An 18653-nucleotide genomic window follows, 5' to 3' on the forward strand; every position below is an offset into this window, starting at 1 on the left:
CTGACGCACGTGTGCGCGAGGGGGTTGCGCGATCGACCGTCTTGGGAACTCGCTCAAACTGGCTGCGAACAACGACCCGGTGCAGCGCTGAGCGGGCGAGCATCGTAGGCTCGACTCATGTCGAAGATGCGTGCGATCACCGTTGCCCAGGCCGGCGGCCCCGAGCTGCTGCAGTTCACCGAAGTGCCGAGCCCTGAAGCGGGGCCCGGGGAACTGCTCGTGCAGACCCGCGCGGTCGGCGTGAACTTCATCGAGACCTACCAGAGGTCGGGGCTGTACTCGGTGGAGTACCCCTTCACTCCGGGCGGCGAAGCGGCGGGGCTGGTGCTCGAGGTCGGTGCGGGTGTCGAGGGGTTCTCGGAAGGCGACGTGATCACGACCGCCGAGGCCTCGCGCACCTATGCCGAGCGTTTCGTCGTCGCTGCGGATCGGGCGGTGCGGGTGCCCGAGGGCATTGCGGCGGATGCGGCCGCGGCGATCCCGCTGCAGGGGCTCACCGCCCACTACCTCGCCACCTCGGCCGCTCGCCCCCAGTCGGGGGAGACGGTCGTCGTTCACGCGGGAGCCGGCGGCGTCGGCCTGCTGCTCACGCAGCTCCTGGTCGCGCGCGGCGTGCGAGTCTTCACGACGGTCTCGACTCCGGAGAAGCGCGAGCTGAGTATCGGCGCCGGCGCCGCGGAGGTGTTCGACTACGACGACTTCGCTTCGCGCGCGCGTGAGCTCACGGATGGCGAGGGCGTCGCGGTGGTGTACGACGGAGTCGGTGCACGCACCTTCGATGATTCGCTCTCGGCGCTGCGCGTGCGGGGCGAGCTCGTGCTCTTCGGCGCGGCGAGCGGGCCGGTACCGCCGTTCGACCTGCAGCGGCTCAACGCCGGGGGATCCCTCTCGGTCACGCGCCCCTCGCTCGGTCATTTCGTGCGCACGACGGAGGAGCGCGCATGGCGATACAGCGAGCTGTTCGACGCGCTCGGGGCAGGTCGGCTCGACTTCCGCATCGGCGCCCGCTTTCCACTGGCTGAAGCGGCTGAAGCGCACCGGGCACTCGAATCGCGGGCCACGACGGGCAAGGTGATCCTCGAACCGTAGGGCAGTGCGAGGGCAGTACGTGTCGGATCACGGCACGCGAGCGGCGCGAATGCCGAGCGCCAGGAGCGCGACCGCGCAGGCGTAGGGCAGCGGCGTCGCGATCCCGGTGAGCAGCGCGATGGCGGTACCGGCGATGCAGCACACGACGCTCAGTGCCGCTGCCCCGCCGCCCGCGACCCGACCGCGGATGCCGAGGTCGCCCGGTCTCCTCTGCGCTGGGAGTCTCGCGAGTATCCGCTGCTCGACGGGTGCGATGAGGGCGGCCCATGGGATCACGCAGCACCCGATCACGAGGAGCCACGGCGCCCGAGTCGCCCACCATGCGCCGGAGTGCGGGGCGGGCAGGGGAAGCCCCGCGACCCACATGAGGGTGACGAGGGCGAGGATGACCGGCATGTGCCAGAGGTAGACGCTCATCGCCGCAGTATTCGCGCGCGAGACGATGCGAACGAAGCGCGTTGCGCGCATGCGCGTGTCGAGCCGCGGGCGCAGCAGCTGCAGGGCGAAGAACTGCGCGGTGCCGAGCAGCATGATCGCCGTCGTGGGCGGGTTCAGATTCTCCAGCATGTCGGGAGACCACCCGCGGCCGATCAGTACGAGCAGGGCCGTCAGCGCGGCGAGCAGGCCGGTGAGCAGGCGACCGCGCGACCATGCGGCGATGAACACCCCGTCGCGCATCATGAACCCGAGCTGCTGCATGAGCGGCCAGACCAGGATGAGGTTCAGGTACCCGACGGGCACGCCGAGACCGGCATGAGCGGTATCCACGATCACGACGCCCACGGCGAGCATTGACACGGTGACCAGCGGCATCCGGTGGTGCAGCCACGCCATCGCGGGCACGAGGGCCGTCACGGCGAAGTACACGGCGAGAAACCACAGCGGTTGGCCGATCCTCAGACTCGCCTCCTCGATGAGTGCGGCATCCGCCTCCAGCGCTCGGGCGAGCAGCAGTGCGCCGCCGACCGATGCGATCATGAGCGCGGCGGGCACCGCCAGTCGACGCGTGCGGGCCATGACGTACTCGACGGCACCGGCGCCCCGACGCTGCATGCGCCGCCACTGCGAGAGCGAGGCGAACCCGCCGGCGATGAAGAACAGAGGCATGATCTGCAGCACCCAGGTCATCGGCGCGAACCAGGCCTCGCCCGAGAGCGCGACGCTCGTGTGCAGCGATCCGGCGGGTCCGAGCTCCACGCCGACCATCAGCGCGTGCAGCACCACGACGACGAACAGGGAGCCGGTGCGTACGGCGTCGATGGTCGGATCGTGATACGAGGCGGAGGTCGCAACGGATGCGCGCGGCGGGGTCGGGGCTCCGGGTGCGGTCCGGGCAGGGTGCGAGTGTACGAGGGTCCGGGGGCTCCTTGTGTCGGGGACAAGGAGAGACGGTACGAGCGGGGTGGCGGGCGTCGCGTCACCCGGTCGGGTGAATCGCGCCGAACTGCGGAGTGACGCGGGTCAGCGACCGACGCCGACGAGCCCGGACTCGTAGGCCGCGATGACGACCTGCGTGCGGTCGCGCAATCCGAGCTTGCCGAGCACCCGCGAGACATGCGTTTTCACGGTCTGCTCGGAGAGGAAGAGGTGCTCTGCGATCTCCCCGTTCGACTTGCCGACCGCGATGAGCTTCATCCTGCCGGGCTTCCTCATCTCCCTCGTCGCGTTCGTCGTGCTCGTTCCCCTGGTGCTCCTCTCGGTCGGCACGCTCATCATCTGGATCGGCGCCCTCCTGCTGCCGCTGACGCTCCACATCGCTTCGGCCGCTGCACAACTCTCACGGGCGCGCGTGAGGCTCTGGGGCGGCGAGCTGCCTCCTGCGCACTACGCGGTGCGCCCGCCCGGTCTGCCTGGCCAATTGCGCGTGCTCGCCGAGCCGCGCCGGTGGGGTGATCTCGCATTCGAGACGCTCATCGCGTTCCCGCTGCGCACGGTGAGTGCGATACTCGCGATCACCTGGACCGCGGTCGCGCTCGGCGGTGTCACCTACCCGGTGTGGAGTGTCTTCCTGCCGCCGCAGGAGCAGACGGTGCCCGGGATCGTTCTCGAAACCTGGACCGGCGCGGAGCCCGGCGCCTTCGCCACTCCTTCCTCATCGACGCCGCGTTCAACTGCATCGCGGGCGTCGTGTTCCTGCTGCTGCTCCCCGTCGTACTGCGCGGGCTCGCGCGCCTCGAGGCAGTGGTGACCACGGCGGCGCTCGGGCAGGCCGCTCCGGTCGCGGTCGCCGGCAGTGCACCTGCGTCTGAGCCTGCGCATTCGCCCGGGGGAGCGAGCGCTTCGGCGCAGCGGTCGCTGGAAAGCTGGTGGTGGATCGGCGCGACGTTCATCGCGGTCGTCGCCGTCGCCATCGGCTGGCCGGTGCTCGCAACCCTGTAGGGCATCTCCGTCGTGAGCGCGATGCTCATCGCCGTGGGGCAGGCGCTCGCCATCGTGCTCGTCGTGCGCTGGGTCGCCGCGGGTATTGCGCTGCAGACCGTCGCCGTGGCGTCGACGGTTCTGGCGAGCGCGGCGCCGAGCCCCTCGTGGCCCTGGCCCTGGCCCGTGATGGCCCTCATCGTGCAGGCCGCGCTCGTGCTGATCGTGTCCCTGCGTCGCAACTGGGTGTGGGCCGCGGTGGCGTGGTCGGTGCCCCAGCTCGCGAGCGCGATCGCCGTGCTGATGAGCGGGTTCGACGGTGCAGCCTGGGCGAACGTGATCGTCTCGGCGTCGGTGTCGGCCGCGATGCTCGCGATCGGCGTGCTCGGGCGCCAGTGGCTCGCGAACCGCGGCGCGCTCCGCGAAGAGCGCCTGATGAGCGCGGGGCTGAGTGCTCAGCGGCGCGAGCTCGAGGAGCGCAACCGCATCGCGCGAGAATTGCACGACGTCGTGGCTCACAGCATGTCGGTCATCAGCGTGCAGGCGACGACGGCGAAGTACCGGTTTCCTGCGCTCGGCGACGAGGCGGAGCGCGAGTTCGAATCGATCGCCGGGTCGTCGCGGCAGGCTCTCGCCGAGATGCGCAGCCTGCTCGCGCTGCTGCGATCCGGCGATGAGGATCGCGATGCCCCGCTCGCTCCGCAGCCGTCGATCGCGGATATCCCGTCGCTCGTCGAGGCGACCCGTCGCAGCGGAGTGCGCGTCGGGCTCGTCGTCGAGGGGGTGCTCGACGCATCGGCGATCGCGCCCGCGCTCGGCCTGACCGCGTACCGCGTGGTGCAGGAGTCGCTCAGCAATGCCATGCGGCACGCGCCCGACGCCGACGTCGCCGTCTCGGTGCGAGCAGGTGCCGACGCGCTCGAGATCGACGTGGAGAACGGGCCCGCTGATGCGTCGAGGGGGCAGCAGCCCGCGCCCGGCTCCGGGCTCGGGCTCGCCGGGGTGCGCGAACGCGTCGAGGCGCTCCGCGGCGCCGTCGCGTTCGGGCCGACGGCGGAGGGCTTCGCGGTGCGGGCTCGCTTGCCGCTCGGGTGATCCGGCCGCTGCGTGACGCCGACCGCGCGGCGATCGCGGCCACGGGGCTGCCCTTACGGCACCCGGCGGATCCACTCCTCGGTCAAGAACTTCTTCTCGACCAGCCGCTCCGCAGCGTCCCACTCGCCCTCGGTGACCTCGCCGTCGGTGCCGCCGTGCCGGCGCTTGAAGACCTCGATCATGCGCTCGATGATCTCCTCGCGCGGCAGGCCGGTCTGGCTGCGCAGCGGGTCGACGCGCTTCTCGGCGCTCGCAGTGCCCTTGTCGGAGAGCTTCTCGCGCCCGATGCGCAGCACCTGCGTCATTGCGCCGGCATCCATGTCGTACGCCATGGTCACGTGGTGCAGCACGGCGCCCGAGCCGAGGCGCTTCTGCGCCGCGCCGCCGATCTTGCCGTGCGGGCTCGTGATGTCGTTGAGCGGCTTGTAGACGGCGTCGATGCCGAGCGACTTCAGCGCCTCGAGCACCCACTCGTCGAGATACGCGTACGAGTCGGCGAAGCTCATCCCGCGCACGAGTTCGCCCGGCACGTACAGCGCGTACGTGATGCAGGCCTCCGGCTCCATGTACATCGCGCCGCCGCCCGAGATGCGGCGCACGATCTGCGCGTGCCGGGCCGCCGCCTGCTCCTCGTCCACCTCGTTCTTCACGGACTGGAAGCTGCCGATGAAGACGGCGGGGGCGTTCCACTCCCAGATGCGCAGCGTCGGCCCCCGCAGGCCTTCGCCGACGGCCGCAGTGAGCACCTCGTCGAGGGCCGCGTTCAGCACGGGGGCGATGGGCGGCTCGTGCACGATCTGCCAGTCGTAGTCGCGCCAGTGCGCGGCGCCCGTCACCGCGCGGCGGATCGCGACACCCACGGAGTCGGGCGTGAAGCCGAGCAGGTGCACTTCGCTCGGGAGGGCCTGGTGGATGGCGGTCGAGAACTCCTCGATCGTGCCGTTCGGGTGGTGCCCCTCGATGGCCTCGTTGATGCAGGCGAGCGCGTCGTCGGGTTCCAGGAAGAAGTCGCCCGAGAGTCGGAAATCGGTGATGCGATCGTCGACGACCTCGAAATCGACGACGACCAGCTTGCCGCCAGGAACCTTGTACTCGCCGTGCATGCTCATGCCTTCAGAGTACGCCCGCGAGCAGCGTTGCGACACTGCCGCGTGCACGGCATCGTCGCCCTCAGTCGCTGGCGACGCGCTCCTGGATCCACGTCGCGACATCCGCGAACACCTCGTCGCGGTTCGTCTCGTTCAGGATCTCGTGCCGCGCGTCGGAGTAGAGCCTGACCGTCACGTCGCGCACGCCCTTCGCGCGGTAGGCGTCCGCGAGCAGGCGAATGCCGTCGCCGCGGCTCAGCGGGTCCTGGGAACCGGAGACGATGAGGATCGGCACATCGGGAGCGAGGCCCGAGCCCGGCTTGCCGAACAACCGCAGACCATCCGCGACGCCGAAGAGTCGCAGGATGTCGGCTTCGAAGCACAGCGGATCGCTCGCGAAGGCTTCGGAGACGGCCGTATCGCGGCTGAGCCATTCGAACCCGTTGGCCTCGGGGGCATCCCACTTCGCGTTGAGATTGCCGCTCTCCATATGGCGGAAGGTGCGGAACGCCGAGCCCGAGAGCACCACCGCATCCCACGTGCGCGGATGCTCGTTCATGATGCGCTGCGCCATGAGCGACCCCCAGGAGTGCGCGAAGGCGACGAGCGGGAGGCCGGGGTGCCGCTCGCGTGCGATCTCGGCCAGTTGCCGCACCCCCGCCTCCGCGGCGAGCAGCCCGCCGACTCCGAGCCTGCCGAGGCGGGAGAGGTCGCCATCGTGCTGGCGTCGCCCCGTCTCGCCATGACCTCGGTGGTCGTCGGCGATGACGGTGAAGCCGATGGCGGCGAGATACCGCGCGAAGGCGTCATACCGAAGGGCGTGCTCGCCGATGCCGTGGGAGATCTGCACGACGCCGACGGCATCGGCGGCGCGCCACTCGTAGCACCGGATCTCGACACCGTGGGCGTCGACGAAGTCGAACTCGACGCGCTCTTCCGTGATGCTCATCTGCCCATTCTGCTGGCTCGGCGATGCGGGCGCCAGGGAACCCGCTGAACGCGGTGGGGAGTCAGGAGCCGTCGCCGACTCCCCAGCCGTACGCGAGTTTGTGCGCCTTCAGCACGAAGAAGGACTCGGTCGAGACGACGCCGGGCACCTGCTGCAGGGTGCTGAACATCAGGTCGGTGTAGTGCTCGATGTCGCGGCACACGACCTCGACCATCACGTCGAAGCCGCCGCTCGTGAGCACGACGTAGCTGGTCTCGGGAAGCTCTGCGAGCGCCTCGCACACCTGCGGCGCGGTGCCCGCCTCGCACTTGATGCCGATGAGCGCGAGCCGGTCGAACCCGATGTTCAGCGGGTTGGCGATCCCGACGATCTGGAAGAGCCCGCTGTCCTGCAGACGCTGCACGCGGTAGCGCACGGATGACGCGGATACGCCCAGGTCCTGCGCCAGGCTGCTGAACGGCGTGCGGCCGTCCACCTGCAGTGCGGCGATGAGCTTGCGATCCAGCTCGTCGAGATCGAGGTGGGATGCCGCGTGGCCGCGCTCCGACATGGGGCCTCCTCGGCTGATCGGTGACGGCATCAGTCTATGGGGGCCCGCGGGCTCAGCTGCCGCGCTCCTCCGTCGCAACCGCCTCGCCGTCGACCACCGTGAGCACCGCGGAGGCGCCGAGCAGCAGCTCCGGATCCTCGACGAGCGGATTCGCCGCCCACACGACGAAGTTCGCCCGGTATCCGGGGGCGATGGTGCCGAGCTCGTCATCGCGACCCGTGGCATACGCGGTGCCGACGGTGAAGGCCTCGAGCGCCTGCGGCGGGGTGAAGACGCGCTCCGGCTGGTACGGCGCGCGATCCCGCTCGAGCACCGACTGCGCCGTGAGCGCGATGAAGAGGTTGTCGGCGGCCTCGTGAGGCGCCGTCGGGGCGTCGGTGCCGAGCGCGAGACGCACGCCGGCCTCGCGGAACTTGTGCCATGGAAAGCCGGTCACCGCCCGCTCGTCGCCGAGCACGGCCTGCCAGTTGTCGAGCACCGCCGGGTCGCAGTGCACCGGCTGCATCGACGCCGTGACGCCGAGTTCGGCCATGCGCGCGATCGTGTCGTCCGCCACGTACTCGAGGTGCTCGACGCGTGCGCGGCGCTCCGGGCGCGGACCGTTGACCCGCTCCGCCTCGGCCACCATGTCGAGCGCGATGGTGCTCGCCTCGTCGCCGATCGCGTGCAGCGCGAACTGCAACCCGGCGGCGTCCGCCGCGACCGCGACGGGGAGCGCGAACTCGCGCTCCCAGATCGGGCCGGGCAGTGCACCGTTCGCGTAGGGGGCGCGCATCGCGGCGGTGCACGCGTCGATGACCCCGTCGAGGATGAACTTCACTCCCGCAATGCGCAGCCACCGGTCGCCGTACTTCTCGGCGACCTCGTCGCGGATGCGCGCGACCTCCGCGATCTCGGCGAGGTCGGTGTCGAGGTCGCCCGACGCGGTGAGCAGCCAGTGCGCGTTCACCGGGAAGGGCAGCCGGCCGTCGCGGTCGAGTCGCCGGCTGTAGGTCGAGAGCTCGGCGTGCCCGAACGACATCTCGGTCGCCCCGGTCACCCCGGTCTCGAGGTAGGCGGAGAACGCGTTGTCGAGGAAGCGGTCGCGATCCTCATCGGTCGCCATCGACTCCAGGTAGCTCCACGCGTACTTGACGGCCGCGGTCTCGAGCAGGAAGCCGGTCGCGTTGCCGGCGGCGTCGCGCACGATCTCGCCGCCGACGGGATCGGGCGTCTCGCGGGTGATGCCCATGGCCTCGAGCGCCGCCGTGTTCACCCAGACGGAGTGCAGGTCGTTCGCGTCGAGCACGACCGGCACGTCGGCTACCACCGCATCGATCATCGCGGCGGCGGGGCGCTCGCCCTCGCCGAAGATGTCGAAGCGCCAGCTCACGCCGGTGAGCTTGTTCGCACCGGGGTTCGCCTCGCGAGCGGCCGAGAGGCGCCGCTGCACCTCCGCGACGGAATCGGCGTCGCGCAGCTGCACTTTGCCGAGCGCCTCGCCGAGCATGAGCATGTGGGCGTGCCCCTCGGTGATGCCGGGCGTGACGAAGGCGCCCGCGAGGTCGATCTCACGGGCAGCGGCGCCCGCGGCCTCGCGCACCGTCTCCAGATCGCCGACGGCGAGGAAGCGGTCGCCCGCGACGGCGAAGCTCTGCAGCGGAGCGGTATCGGCTGGTCCGGTGAAGACGACGGCGTTGCGGTAGACGGTGATGGGGGCCGACATGGGGGCTCGCTTTCGGTGCTGGTGCTGGTGCTGGTGCTGGTGCGGGTGCTGGTGCGGGGTGCGGGTGCTGGTGAGGATCGCTCGGCGTGCGCCAGGCGACGGGTGTTGCGCCGCTACACGGTGACGGGGTTGGCGCCGCGCGTCGCCGATCGGGCGAGCGCGCGCTCGGCCCCGGTCGAGACGCGGGCGACGAACACCATTGGAACGATCACCACGAAGCTGACGATACCGGTGATGAGCGTGAACGGGGCGATGCCGAGCCCCTCGATGAGCACACCGCCGATGAGCGGGGCGAAGCTCGAACCGACGAGGTACGCGCCGAGCAGCGGCCCCGACCAGCGGCCGCGCGCGTCGAGACCGGCTGCGGTCGCGATGAACAGCGCGAAGGCGAACGCGTAGATGGAGCTCACCGCGATGATGAGCACCGCGAAGGTCAGGGGGTCCGCTGTCAGTCCGGTCCAGACCTTGAGCGCCCCGCCGATCACGAGCGCGATGGTCAGCGGCCAGGCCCGACCGAAGCGGTTGCCGATCACGGCGGCGATCAGCATGCCGAGGATGCCGCCCGCTGCGGAGAGGCTGAGCGTGAATCCGAGTGTCTGCTCGTCGATGCCGAGTGCGTCGCCGAGCACCGGCGCCATCGTCCAGATCGCATCCTCGCTCGTGCCCCAGATCGGGAAGAGGAAGAGGATCGCGATGCCTGCGATCGTGATGCGGCGCGGCTCCGCGATCTGCAGGCTTTCGGTGACGTCGACGGGTGCGGCGTGCTCGGGCGCGTTCGGGAGCCAGACCGCGAGCGCGAGCCCCACGAGGGAGATCAGCGCGAGCGTTCCGAAGACGCTGCCCTGGGTGATGCCGATCAGCGGGATGACCGCGAGGATCACGGTGATCAGGGCCCGGTTGACGAGGCCGCTCGTCGCGGAGATGCGGTTCGGGTTGCGCAGCGCGGCGATCGCGGCGCCCGAGGTGGAGATCGCCGCGCCCACGCCGGCGCCGCCGACGATGAGCCCGGTCACGACGATGGGAGTCGCGGGTATGAGCGCGGCCGCACCGAATGCGACGACCGCGATGAGCAGCCCGGCGATGGCGAGGGGTCGGCGCAGTCGGCCGGAGGCGACGCGCCCGGTGCCGAGGCCCACCACGGCGGAGGCGAGCAGTGCCCAGGTGAGGATATTGCCCGAGGCGACCGCGTCGAAGCCGAGGGCTCCGAGTGCGGTGATGATGAACGGCGCGAGGTTGGCCATCATCAGGCTGGCGAGTGCGATGAGGAAGGTCGCGCTGCCGTTGCGGAGGGTCAGTGGAAGCCGAGGATCGGCGTCGATCTGCGTGCGAGACACGGGAACTCGTTTCTCCGGCTGCGTCGCCGGCTGATGCGTCTTAACCGAATCGGTTTCGGTTAAACCGCATACATGTTCCCCCGGTGTGGGAGGATCTGTCAAACGCGATTGTTGGCGGATGTCGAAGGGGAAGTTGTGGCGAGACCGAAGACCGCACGGCTCAGCCGCGAGATGATCGGGCGCGCCGCGATCGAGCTCGCCGAATCGGGTCGGGAACTCCAACTCGTGCCGCTCGCGAAGAAGCTCGGCGTGAGCGTGTCGTCGCTCTACCACCACGTCGACGGGCGCGATGGTGTGATCCGGGCCATGCGCGAGGTGCTCGTGCCGCAGTACCTCGGTGATGTGCCGGAGGGATCGGGCTGGGAGGATCGCATCCGCCTCGAGGTGGAGCGCACCTGGCGCATGTACGCCGGTCACCCGCGAGTGCTCCAGTACATGGTCACCTCGGTCATCGACGAACCCGACGTGATGCGGTTCTACAACGCGCTCGCGGATGCGCTCGCCGAGGCGGGCCTGCCGGCGCGCGAATTGCTGACGACGATCGAGGTGATCGACGCGTTCACGTTCGGCGCGGCGCTCGACACGCTCTCGCCCGATACGATCCTCGACCCCGCGAGCGCCGGCGACGTGCTCGGCGGACTGCTCGGCGACCACCCGGTCGGCGCCGAGCGCAACCGGCGCCTGTTCGACAGGGGCCTGGACCTGCTGCTCGCCGGCATCTCGGCGCGCGTCGCATCAGCGACGACCACAACGACAGCGACATGAAGCGGGGTCGCTTGCGGAGCGTGTCGCGCGCCGAAAATCGGACGACACCCTCCGCAAGCGACCCCGCTCGCACGGATCGCCGTCGATGAGTCAGCGCGCGCTGTCGACCCCTCCGCGAGGCTGAGATGCGAGCTCGTGGTACGCGCCGCGGAAGAAGAGCAGCGGGGCGCTTTCCCGGTCGGTGAAGATGCCGCTGACGGCGACCAGGAATATGAGGTGGTCGCCCGCCTCGATCTCCTGCGCGATTTCGCCCGCGACCCAGCCGGTCGCCCTCTCGAGCGTCGGTGCGCCGTTGATCTCCGACCGACTCCAGGCCACGCCCGCCCACTTGTCCGTGCCCGAGCGGGCGAACTGCCCGCTGAGCGCCTGTTGCCGCGCGCTCAAGAAATTCACGACGAGCTGCCCGTGCTCGCGCAGGGCGGCGAGGCTCCTCGAGGTGCGCGAGATCGAGAACGAGACGAGCGGAGGGTCTATGGAGATGCTGGTGAACGACTGGCAGGTGAACCCGACGGGCCCATCGGGTCCGTGCGTCGTGATGACGGTGATGCCCGAGGCGAACCCGCCCATCGCATCGCGGAACTCGCGCTGATCGAACGCTACCGGTGCTGCGGCGTGAGCGACGGGAGCCGAGCCCGCGGTCGGGGCGACGGCGACGGCGAAGGCGCTGGCGCTCATGCTGGCACCTGCAGCCGCGCCTCGGTCGGTCGCAGCAGATCCCCCTCGGCGGCGACCCACGCGTCGAGCAGCTCGTCGCGCCGGTCGAATCGGGGAGTGGAGAAGGCGAGGCCGCGGGTGGGCACGCTCGCTCCGAGCTCGACGAGGAGCGGGCGCAGCGTGAACTCGACGGCGAGGGCGTGCTCGTCGGAGGCGGTGGTGAAGAGGGGGATCGCGGTCACGCCCTGGAGCCCGCCCGCCGGGTACCGGTCGAGGAACGCCTTCAGCAGGCCCGTGTAGCTGGCCTTGTAGGTGGGCGTCGCGATGATCGCGTAGTCGGAGTCGCGCAGCTGCGCGCTCCACGCGTCGACGTGGGGTGCCGGCCACGCGAAGAGCTCGTCGGCGTGGTCGACGAGATCGACGGTGGGCAGCAGCTCGGCGCCCGTGCGGTCGGCGATGCGCGCTGCGAGCGCCTCCGCGATCCGGCGGGTGCGTGAGCGGGGTTTCGGGTTTCCGATGATGACGGAGAGTGTGGACATGACGTTCCCTTCTCGGCGGTCGGTCGTGATCCACGGTGTGGTGTCGCGGAGGCGCCCAGGATCTCATCCCGGAGCGTGGTGCTCAGTGTAGGCCGCGCGTTCCGGGGTTCGGCGGGCGGCGCGCAACAGTCCGTAACGGTCATCGTTCGTCATGTTTCTTCCGGGATCGAAATCCTGCACCATAAGCTCACCGCATGTCTTCCATAACTGAACCGAAACAGACTGCTCCGCCGTTCACCGTCGGCATCGCCCTCGACGGCGCAGGCTGGCACTCGAGCGCCTGGCGCGACGAGGCAGCTCGCCCCGCCGATCTGTTCTCCCCCGAGTACTGGTCGGAGCTCGTCGACACCGCCGAGCGCGCGGGCGCCGACTACGTCACCTTCGAGGACGCGCTGCGGCTGCAGGGCGCCGCGGAATCGAGCCCCGACGCCCCGGCAGGATCGCGCACCCTCGACCCCGCACGCGTCGAGGGCCGCCTCGATGCGCTGCTCACCGCCAGCTGGCTCGCCCCCCGTACCCGCAGCATCGGGCTCATCCCGACGGTCACGACGACGCACACCGAGCCGTTCCACGTCGCGACCGCGCTGCAGACGCTCGACCACGTCTCGGGCGGGCGGGCCGGCTGGCAGCTGCGCTTCTCCGCCGACCGGACCTCGGCCGACGCGTTCGGGCGGCGCCCCCCGCCCGAGCTCGACATCGAGCGCGTGTTCGCCGGCGAGCCGGAGGCGGGGCTCGACGCCCTCATCGCCGACGCCGCCGACGCCGCCGAGGTCGCACGGCGGCTCTGGGACAGCTGGGAGGACGACGCGATCATCCGCGACCTCGAGACCGGCCGCTTCCTCGACCGCGACCGCGTGCACCACATCGACTTCGAGGGAGACGGGTTCTCCGTCATCGGCCCGTCGATCGTGCCGCGCTCACCGCAGGGGCAGATCGTCGTCGCCCTGCTCGCGCACGCCGCACCGATCTTCGACCTCGCCGCGCGCACCGCCGACGTCGTATTCATCACGCCCGAGAACGAGGCGCCCGCCGCCGGAGCCTCCCGCGGCAAGACCGCGGCCGACCTCATCGCCGAGGTGCGCGAAGCCGAAGCCGGCGTCGATCGTGCCGCCCTCGGCCTGCACCCGCTCCGCATCGTCGCCGACCTCGTCGTCGCGCTCGACACCGACGCGGAGGGCGGTGCGGATCGCGTGGCGCGGCTCGACCGGCTGGCGGGGGTCGCCACCGCGAGCGATGCGCGCGTCGAAGCCGGGCCCGTCGAGCGCATCGCCGACCGGATCGCCGCGTGGCGCGACGCGGGCGTCGACGGCGTGCGGCTGCGCCCCGCCGCGCTGCCGCTCGACCTGGGCCTCATCGCCTCCGAGCTGCTGCCGCTGCTGCGCGCACGCGGGCTCGCGAACCCCGTCGCCTCCGAACCGAACCCGCTGCGCGAGCGCTTCGGCCTCGGCGTCGCACCCAACCGATACGCCACCCGGCGCGCACCTCAGGAGGTCTCCGCGTGACTCAGCGACAGGCACGACTCGTCGCCCACTTCCCGGGCGTCAACAGCACGACCGTCTGGAGCGACCCCGATTCGGGCAGCCAGATCGACTTCGCGTCGTTCGCCCATTTCGCCCGCACCGCGGAGCGCGGGCTCTTCGACTACGTCTTCCTCGCCGAGGGCCTTCGCCTGCGCGAGCACGGCGGGCAGATCCACGATCTCGACGTCGCGGGGCGACCGGCGACGCTCGCGATCCTCGCCGCGATGGCGTCGGTCACGCAGCACATCGGCGTCGTCGGCACGCTCTCCAGCACCTTCAACGAGCCGTACGAGCTCGCGCGCCAGCTCGCCACCATCGACACGCTCTCGGGCGGCCGGGTCGGCTGGAACGTGGTGACCTCGCCCGACGCCTTCCACGGCGCGAACTTCCGCCGCGGCGGTTTCCTGCCGTACGAGGATCGGTACACGCGCGCCGAGGAGTTCGTGGCCCTCGCGAAACGCCTCTGGGATTCGTGGGAGACGGGCGCGGTGCTCGCCGACCGCGGCTCGGGGCGCTTCATCGACGAGCAGCTCGTGCACTCCGTGGTGCACTCCGGCCCGCAGTTCGACGTGCGCGCGACGGGGTCCCTCCCGCGGAGCCCGCAGGGGTACCCGGTCATCGTGCAGGCCGGCGACTCACCGGCGGGGCGCGACTTCGCCGCCGCCAATGCCGAGATCATCTTCTCGCGCCACGCCGACTACCGGGCGGGGCAGCAGTTCTACCGCGACGTCAAGGGGCGCCTGCCCGCCGCGGGGCGCACGGAGGATTCGCTGCTGATCCTCCCCGCGGCCACCTTCGTGATCGGCGACACCGACGCCGACGCGGCGGAGGCCTCGCGGGCGATCGGCTTCGCGCAGACCACTCCGCAGACCGCGGTGGCGTGGGTCGAGGCGATCTGGGGCCGCGAGCTCCCGGGGCTCGACCCCGACGGGCCGCTGCCCGCGACCGAGCCGGGGGCGGGCGAGCAGCGTCTCGGCCAGGTCTCGACGAGAGTCGAGGATCGCGTCGCCCGCGCAGCCCAGCTGCGGGCGCGCGCCGCCGCGGAGGGGCTGACCGTGCGGCAGCTGGTCGCCGCCGAGACGGCGGCGCACACCTTCGTCGGCTCGCCCGAGACCATCGCCGCCGAGATCGACCGCCACGTGCAGGGTCGAGCCTCCGACGGGTTCGTGCTGGTACCGCACCTCACGCCCGGAGGGCTCGACCCCTTCGTGGATCGCGTCGTGCCGCTGCTGCAGGAGCGCGGCGTGTTCCGCGAGCGGTACGAGACGGATCCCGAGACCGGCTTTGCCGTCACCCTGCGGCGCACGCTCGGCCTGCCGCAGCCGCCGCGCCCCGCGCGCGACGCCGTGAAGCGGGAGGCGGCGGCGTGACGGCGACGGCGCCGCTCGCGGCCGAGGCGGAGCGCGAGGCGACAGCGGCCCGCGAGGCGACCCTCGCGGGAGCGGACCCCGAGGCCGCATCGCTCGCCGTGCGAATCGTGCATCCCGACGACGCTCTGGCGCGGCCCCTGCTCGCCGATCTCGAGCGCGAGTACGACGCCCGGTACGGCGTCGAGGTGTTCGGCGAGGCGGCCGCGGTCGAGTTGAACCGGTATCCGGTCGAGTCGTTCGTCGCCCCCACCGGCGCCTTCCTCGTGCTGCTGCTCGACGGCGCTCCCGTGTCGGGCGGCGCGTTCATGAGGTTCGACGAGCGCACGGCCGAGTTCAAGCGGGTGTGGACCCGCGCCGACCTGCGCGGCCGCGGTCTCGCGCGGCGCGTGCTGAGCGCCCTCGAGCGGGAGGCGGCTCGGCTGGGCTACGACCGCGTGCACCTCACGACCGGGCCGCGTCAGCCGGAGGCCGTCGCGCTCTACCTGCGCGCGGGCTACACCCCGCTCTTCGATCCACGCCGCGACGCCGCCGACATCGGCATCCACGCGTTCGAGAAGGCGCTGCCGCCGATGGCGGCGCCCGATCCGGATCACGCAGTGCCCCTCGACACCAGGCCCACCGCCCCGCAGGAGGATCGATCATGACGACCACGCTCGACACCCCGCAGACCGAGGCGGTGAACCGCGCCGCTCGGCCGAAGGCCCTCGACGTCGTGCCGCTCCGCCACTGGTGGCGCTGGGCGTTCAGCGCCGTCGCCGTCTTCCTGCTCGCGCAGCTCATCTGGACGTTCTTCTCCAACCCGCAGTGGCGCTGGAACGTGTTCGCCGAGTACTTCTTCAACGAGGCCGTGTTGCGCGGGCTCTGGCTCACCCTCTGGCTCACCGGCATCTCCGCCGTGATCGGGTTCGCGCTCGGCGGCATCCTCGCCGTCGCCCGGCTCTCGGGGTCGGCGCTGCTCAGCTCGTTCGCGTGGGGGTTCATCTGGTTCTTCCGCTCCGTGCCGCTCGTCGTGCAGCTCGTCATCTGGTACAACCTCGGGTACCTCTTCCCGACGCTGGGCATCGGGTGGCCCTTCACCTACGACTTCTTCGTCGTCGAGTTCGACACGGTGCGACTGCTCTCGGGCTCCGTCGCGGCCATCCTCGGCCTCTCACTGCACCAGGCCGCGTACTCCGCCGAGATCATCCGCGGCGGGCTCCTCTCCGTCGACCAGGGGCAGCTCGAGGCCGCGCGCGCGCTCGGCATTCCGCGGGGGCGACGCTTCTTCCGCATCGTGCTGCCGCAAGCGGCGCGCGCGATCCTGCCCAACGCGTTCAACGAGGTCATCGGGCTCCTCAAGGGCACCTCGGTGGTCTTCGTCGTCGCCCTGCCCGAGCTCTTCTACACCGTGCAGGTGATCTACAACCGCAATCAGCAGGTGGTGCCGCTGCTGCTGGTCGCCGCGGTCTGGTACACGATCTTCACGACCGTGCTCAGCATCGCGCAGTACTACATCGAGCGCCGGTTCTCGCGGGGCACCGCCCGCGAGCTTCCCCCCACGCCGCTGCAGCGCGCGCGCCGCCGGATCGCGACGCTCGCGGGCGACGCCCGACGGGGGCCGCGTTCGGGCCGTGAACGGCAGCGCGGTGCGCGCGCCATCGCATCGACCGGCCCCGTATCCGCCCACTCCGTCGCGGCGATCACCGCCCACGCCCAATAGGAGCATCGCATGACCACCCCCACCGCAACCGCCGCCCCCCGCGAGACCCGCGCGACCGGCCGCGCCGGGCTCGTCGAGATCGACGGCGTGCACAAGTCGTACGGCGCGCACGAGGTGCTGCACGGCATCTCGCTGCGCGTCGAACCCGGGCAGGTGGTGAGCCTGCTCGGCCCCTCCGGCTCGGGCAAGTCGACCCTGCTGCGCGCCATCAACCACCTCGAGACCATCGACGGCGGCTCCATCACCATCGACGGCGAGTACATCGGGTACGAGCGCCGCGGCGACGTGCTGCACGAGCTCCCCGAGAAGGAGGTGCTGGCGCGGCGCACGCGCGTCGGCATGGTCTTCCAGAACTTCAACCTGTTCCCCCATCTCACCGCGCTCGAGAACATCATCGAGGCGCCCATCGGGCTGAAGCGAGCCCGTCGCAGCGAGGCGGTGGCGCAGGCCCGAGTACTGCTCGAACGCGTCGGGCTGGCGGATCGCGCCGGCCACTACCCGCGTCAGCTCTCGGGCGGCCAGCAGCAGCGCGTGGCGATCGCGCGGGCCCTCGCGCTCGAACCCGACGTGCTGCTGTTCGACGAGCCCACCAGCGCGCTCGACCCGGAGCTCGTGGGTGAGGTGCTGCGGGTGATCCGCGACCTCGCCCACGGCGGCACCACGCTGATCATCGTCACGCACGAGATCGGGTTCGCCTCCGAGGTCTCCGACCACGTCGTCTTCCTCGACGCCGGCAGGGTCGTCGAAGCCGGCCCTCCGCAGCAGGTGCTGCGGTCCCCCGAGCAGGCCCGCACCCAGGAGTTCCTCGACTGGGTCATCTGACGGGGCCCGCCCCGCGCAGCACCACCCGCTCTTCCCCCATCTCATCAGCAACCACCACCCGAAGGACGTCACCCATGCCCACCATCAGCCCCCGCATCCGCACCGGCGCCGCACTCCTCACACTCACCGCGTTCGCGCTCGGCGGGCTCACCGCGTGCAGCGCGGTCGTCAGCGAGGATCAGGCGAACGCCGAACCCGCCGCGACGAGCGGCGCCGACAGCGCCGGTTCGCCCTTCGACCTGACGAGCGCGAACGCCGACGAGCGCCTGCACATCGACCCGGTTCCCGAGGCGGTCGAGGCGCTCGAGCAGAGCGGCTTCGATCCCGTGCAGGAGGGCAAGCTCACCGTCGCGCACTCCGCGTACGAGGCGCCGCTCGGATTCCTGGCCGAAGACGACAACGCGACTTTGCTCGGCATCGAGCCCGACATCGCGAACCTCGTCGCCGACGGACTCGGGCTCGAGTACGCCCCCGAGAACGTGGCCTGGGCCGACTGGCCGCTCGGCGTCGAATCGGGCAAGTACGACGTCGTGGTGTCGAACGTCACCGTCACGGAGGAGCGCAAGGACCTCTTCGACTTCGCGACGCACCGCAACGACGTGCTCGCGTTCTCGGTCGCCGCCGACAGCGAGATCGACTCCATCGACGGCCCCGAGGACGTCGCGGGTCTCACCGTCGTCGTCGGGAGCGGCACCAACCAGGAGAAGATCCTGCTCGACTGGTTCGCCGAGAACGAGCGGAACGGTCTCGAGCCGGGCGAGGCGGTGTACTACGACGACAACGCCGCAGGTCAGCTGGCGCTCGTCTCGGGCCGCGTCGACGCCATCTTCGGGCCGAACCCCACCGCATCGTACGTCGCCGCCGTCGGCGGCGAGTCGAAGGTCGTCGGCACCCTCAACGGCGGCTACCCCGAGAACGCGCAGATCGGCGTCACCACGGCGAAGGGCAACGGCCTCATCGATCCCGTAGCGATCGTGCTCAACTCCATCATCGAGGACGGCACCTACGCGGAGGCGCTCGCGCGCTGGGATCTCGAAGACGAGGCGGTCGCCGAGTCGCTCGTCAACCCGGCCGGCCTTCCCCGCCCGTAGCGCACGCCCCGCATCGCACACCTCA

General features: G+C 71.0%; 20 protein-coding genes. 11 read left to right on the top strand and 9 right to left on the bottom strand.

Annotated elements, in window-relative coordinates; translation table 11 throughout:
* Nucleotides 1–117: 117 nt before the first annotated feature.
* On the top strand, nucleotides 118–1089 hold the full coding sequence (locus tag PQI23_RS03580; RefSeq protein ID WP_339971599.1) for a quinone oxidoreductase family protein: 972 nt from the start codon (nucleotides 118–120) through the stop codon (nucleotides 1087–1089).
* Between the two features lie 27 nt (nucleotides 1090–1116).
* On the opposite strand, the gene PQI23_RS03585 is transcribed toward PQI23_RS03580, so the two are convergent.
* Both PQI23_RS03585 and PQI23_RS03590 read right to left on the bottom strand, forming a co-directional pair.
* On the bottom strand, nucleotides 1117–2349 hold the full coding sequence (locus PQI23_RS03585) for an acyltransferase family protein (RefSeq protein WP_339971827.1): 1233 nt from the start codon (nucleotides 2347–2349) through the stop codon (nucleotides 1117–1119).
* 201 nt (nucleotides 2350–2550) lie between these two features.
* Nucleotides 2551–2724 (bottom strand): response regulator transcription factor, encoded by a 174-nt coding sequence (locus PQI23_RS03590; protein WP_339971601.1) that lies wholly within the window; start codon nucleotides 2722–2724, stop codon nucleotides 2551–2553.
* Between PQI23_RS03590 and PQI23_RS03595 the strand changes: the two genes are divergently transcribed.
* The 3 genes from PQI23_RS03595 to PQI23_RS03605 are packed head-to-tail and all read left to right on the top strand — an operon-like array spanning nucleotide 2714 to nucleotide 4542.
* Complete coding sequence (locus PQI23_RS03595) at nucleotides 2714–3277, top strand: sensor domain-containing protein (protein WP_339971603.1); 564 nt, start codon at nucleotides 2714–2716, stop codon at nucleotides 3275–3277. The genes PQI23_RS03590 and PQI23_RS03595 overlap by 11 nt on opposite strands.
* Nucleotides 3271–3468: a hypothetical protein gene (locus PQI23_RS03600; protein WP_339971605.1), complete on the top strand. Its 198-nt coding sequence runs from the start codon at nucleotides 3271–3273 to the stop codon at nucleotides 3466–3468. Before PQI23_RS03595 ends, PQI23_RS03600 begins: the two co-directional genes overlap by 7 nt.
* Before the next feature lie 21 nt (nucleotides 3469–3489).
* A complete protein-coding gene (locus PQI23_RS03605; RefSeq protein ID WP_339971829.1) occupies nucleotides 3490–4542 on the top strand; it encodes a sensor histidine kinase in 1053 nt (350 codons plus the stop codon).
* A 53-nt stretch (nucleotides 4543–4595) separates the two neighbouring features.
* Here the strand turns inward: PQI23_RS03605 and PQI23_RS03610 are convergent, their stop codons facing one another.
* From PQI23_RS03610 to PQI23_RS03630, 5 genes are all read right to left on the bottom strand, one after another.
* Nucleotides 4596–5645 carry a lipoate--protein ligase family protein gene (locus tag PQI23_RS03610; RefSeq protein ID WP_339971831.1) on the bottom strand — a complete coding sequence of 350 codons (1050 nt, stop codon included), beginning with the start codon at nucleotides 5643–5645 and terminating at the stop codon, nucleotides 4596–4598.
* A 67-nt stretch (nucleotides 5646–5712) separates the two neighbouring features.
* Entirely contained in the window at nucleotides 5713–6579 is an 867-nt protein-coding gene (locus PQI23_RS03615) for an alpha/beta hydrolase (RefSeq protein WP_339971607.1), read from the bottom strand.
* A 61-nt stretch (nucleotides 6580–6640) separates the two neighbouring features.
* On the bottom strand, nucleotides 6641–7129 hold the full coding sequence (locus PQI23_RS03620; RefSeq protein ID WP_339971609.1) for an Lrp/AsnC family transcriptional regulator: 489 nt from the start codon (nucleotides 7127–7129) through the stop codon (nucleotides 6641–6643).
* A 52-nt stretch (nucleotides 7130–7181) separates the two neighbouring features.
* The gene (locus tag PQI23_RS03625) at nucleotides 7182–8834 is read right to left on the bottom strand and encodes an amidohydrolase (protein WP_339971611.1); all 1653 of its coding nucleotides are present in this window, start codon (nucleotides 8832–8834) and stop codon (nucleotides 7182–7184) included.
* A 113-nt stretch (nucleotides 8835–8947) separates the two neighbouring features.
* Nucleotides 8948–10168 carry an MFS transporter gene (locus PQI23_RS03630; protein ID WP_339971613.1) on the bottom strand — a complete coding sequence of 407 codons (1221 nt, stop codon included), beginning with the start codon at nucleotides 10166–10168 and terminating at the stop codon, nucleotides 8948–8950.
* 135 nt (nucleotides 10169–10303) lie between these two features.
* On the opposite strand from PQI23_RS03630, the gene PQI23_RS03635 reads away from it, so the two are divergent.
* A complete protein-coding gene (locus PQI23_RS03635) occupies nucleotides 10304–10933 on the top strand; it encodes a TetR/AcrR family transcriptional regulator C-terminal domain-containing protein (RefSeq protein ID WP_339971615.1) in 630 nt (209 codons plus the stop codon).
* A gap of 90 nt (nucleotides 10934–11023) precedes the next feature.
* Here the strand turns inward: PQI23_RS03635 and PQI23_RS03640 are convergent, their stop codons facing one another.
* The gene (locus tag PQI23_RS03640) at nucleotides 11024–11608 is read right to left on the bottom strand and encodes a flavin reductase family protein (RefSeq protein WP_339971618.1); all 585 of its coding nucleotides are present in this window, start codon (nucleotides 11606–11608) and stop codon (nucleotides 11024–11026) included.
* Entirely contained in the window at nucleotides 11605–12126 is a 522-nt protein-coding gene (locus tag PQI23_RS03645; protein WP_339971620.1) for an NADPH-dependent FMN reductase, read from the bottom strand. Before PQI23_RS03645 ends, PQI23_RS03640 begins: the two co-directional genes overlap by 4 nt.
* A 194-nt stretch (nucleotides 12127–12320) precedes the next feature.
* Between PQI23_RS03645 and PQI23_RS03650 the strand changes: the two genes are divergently transcribed.
* From PQI23_RS03650 to PQI23_RS03675, 6 genes are all read left to right on the top strand, one after another.
* The gene (locus tag PQI23_RS03650) at nucleotides 12321–13628 is read left to right on the top strand and encodes an LLM class flavin-dependent oxidoreductase (RefSeq protein ID WP_339971622.1); all 1308 of its coding nucleotides are present in this window, start codon (nucleotides 12321–12323) and stop codon (nucleotides 13626–13628) included.
* Nucleotides 13625–15016 (top strand): NtaA/DmoA family FMN-dependent monooxygenase, encoded by a 1392-nt coding sequence (locus tag PQI23_RS03655; protein WP_339971624.1) that lies wholly within the window; start codon nucleotides 13625–13627, stop codon nucleotides 15014–15016. The genes PQI23_RS03650 and PQI23_RS03655 overlap by 4 nt, the downstream gene beginning before the upstream one ends.
* The gene (locus PQI23_RS03660) at nucleotides 15013–15660 is read left to right on the top strand and encodes a GNAT family N-acetyltransferase (protein ID WP_339971626.1); all 648 of its coding nucleotides are present in this window, start codon (nucleotides 15013–15015) and stop codon (nucleotides 15658–15660) included. Before PQI23_RS03655 ends, PQI23_RS03660 begins: the two co-directional genes overlap by 4 nt.
* Complete coding sequence (locus PQI23_RS03665; RefSeq protein ID WP_339971628.1) at nucleotides 15657–16715, top strand: amino acid ABC transporter permease; 1059 nt, start codon at nucleotides 15657–15659, stop codon at nucleotides 16713–16715. The genes PQI23_RS03660 and PQI23_RS03665 overlap by 4 nt, the downstream gene beginning before the upstream one ends.
* Nucleotides 16716–16724: 9 nt before the next feature.
* A complete protein-coding gene (locus PQI23_RS03670) occupies nucleotides 16725–17537 on the top strand; it encodes an amino acid ABC transporter ATP-binding protein (protein ID WP_339971630.1) in 813 nt (270 codons plus the stop codon).
* Between the two features lie 74 nt (nucleotides 17538–17611).
* Nucleotides 17612–18628: an ABC transporter substrate-binding protein gene (locus PQI23_RS03675; RefSeq protein WP_339971631.1), complete on the top strand. Its 1017-nt coding sequence runs from the start codon at nucleotides 17612–17614 to the stop codon at nucleotides 18626–18628.
* Nucleotides 18629–18653 lie beyond the last annotated feature (25 nt).

The sequence above is a fragment of the Leucobacter sp. USCH14 genome (assembly GCF_037619215.1).
In the GTDB taxonomy this organism is placed as follows: Bacteria; Actinomycetota; Actinomycetes; order Actinomycetales; family Microbacteriaceae; genus Leucobacter.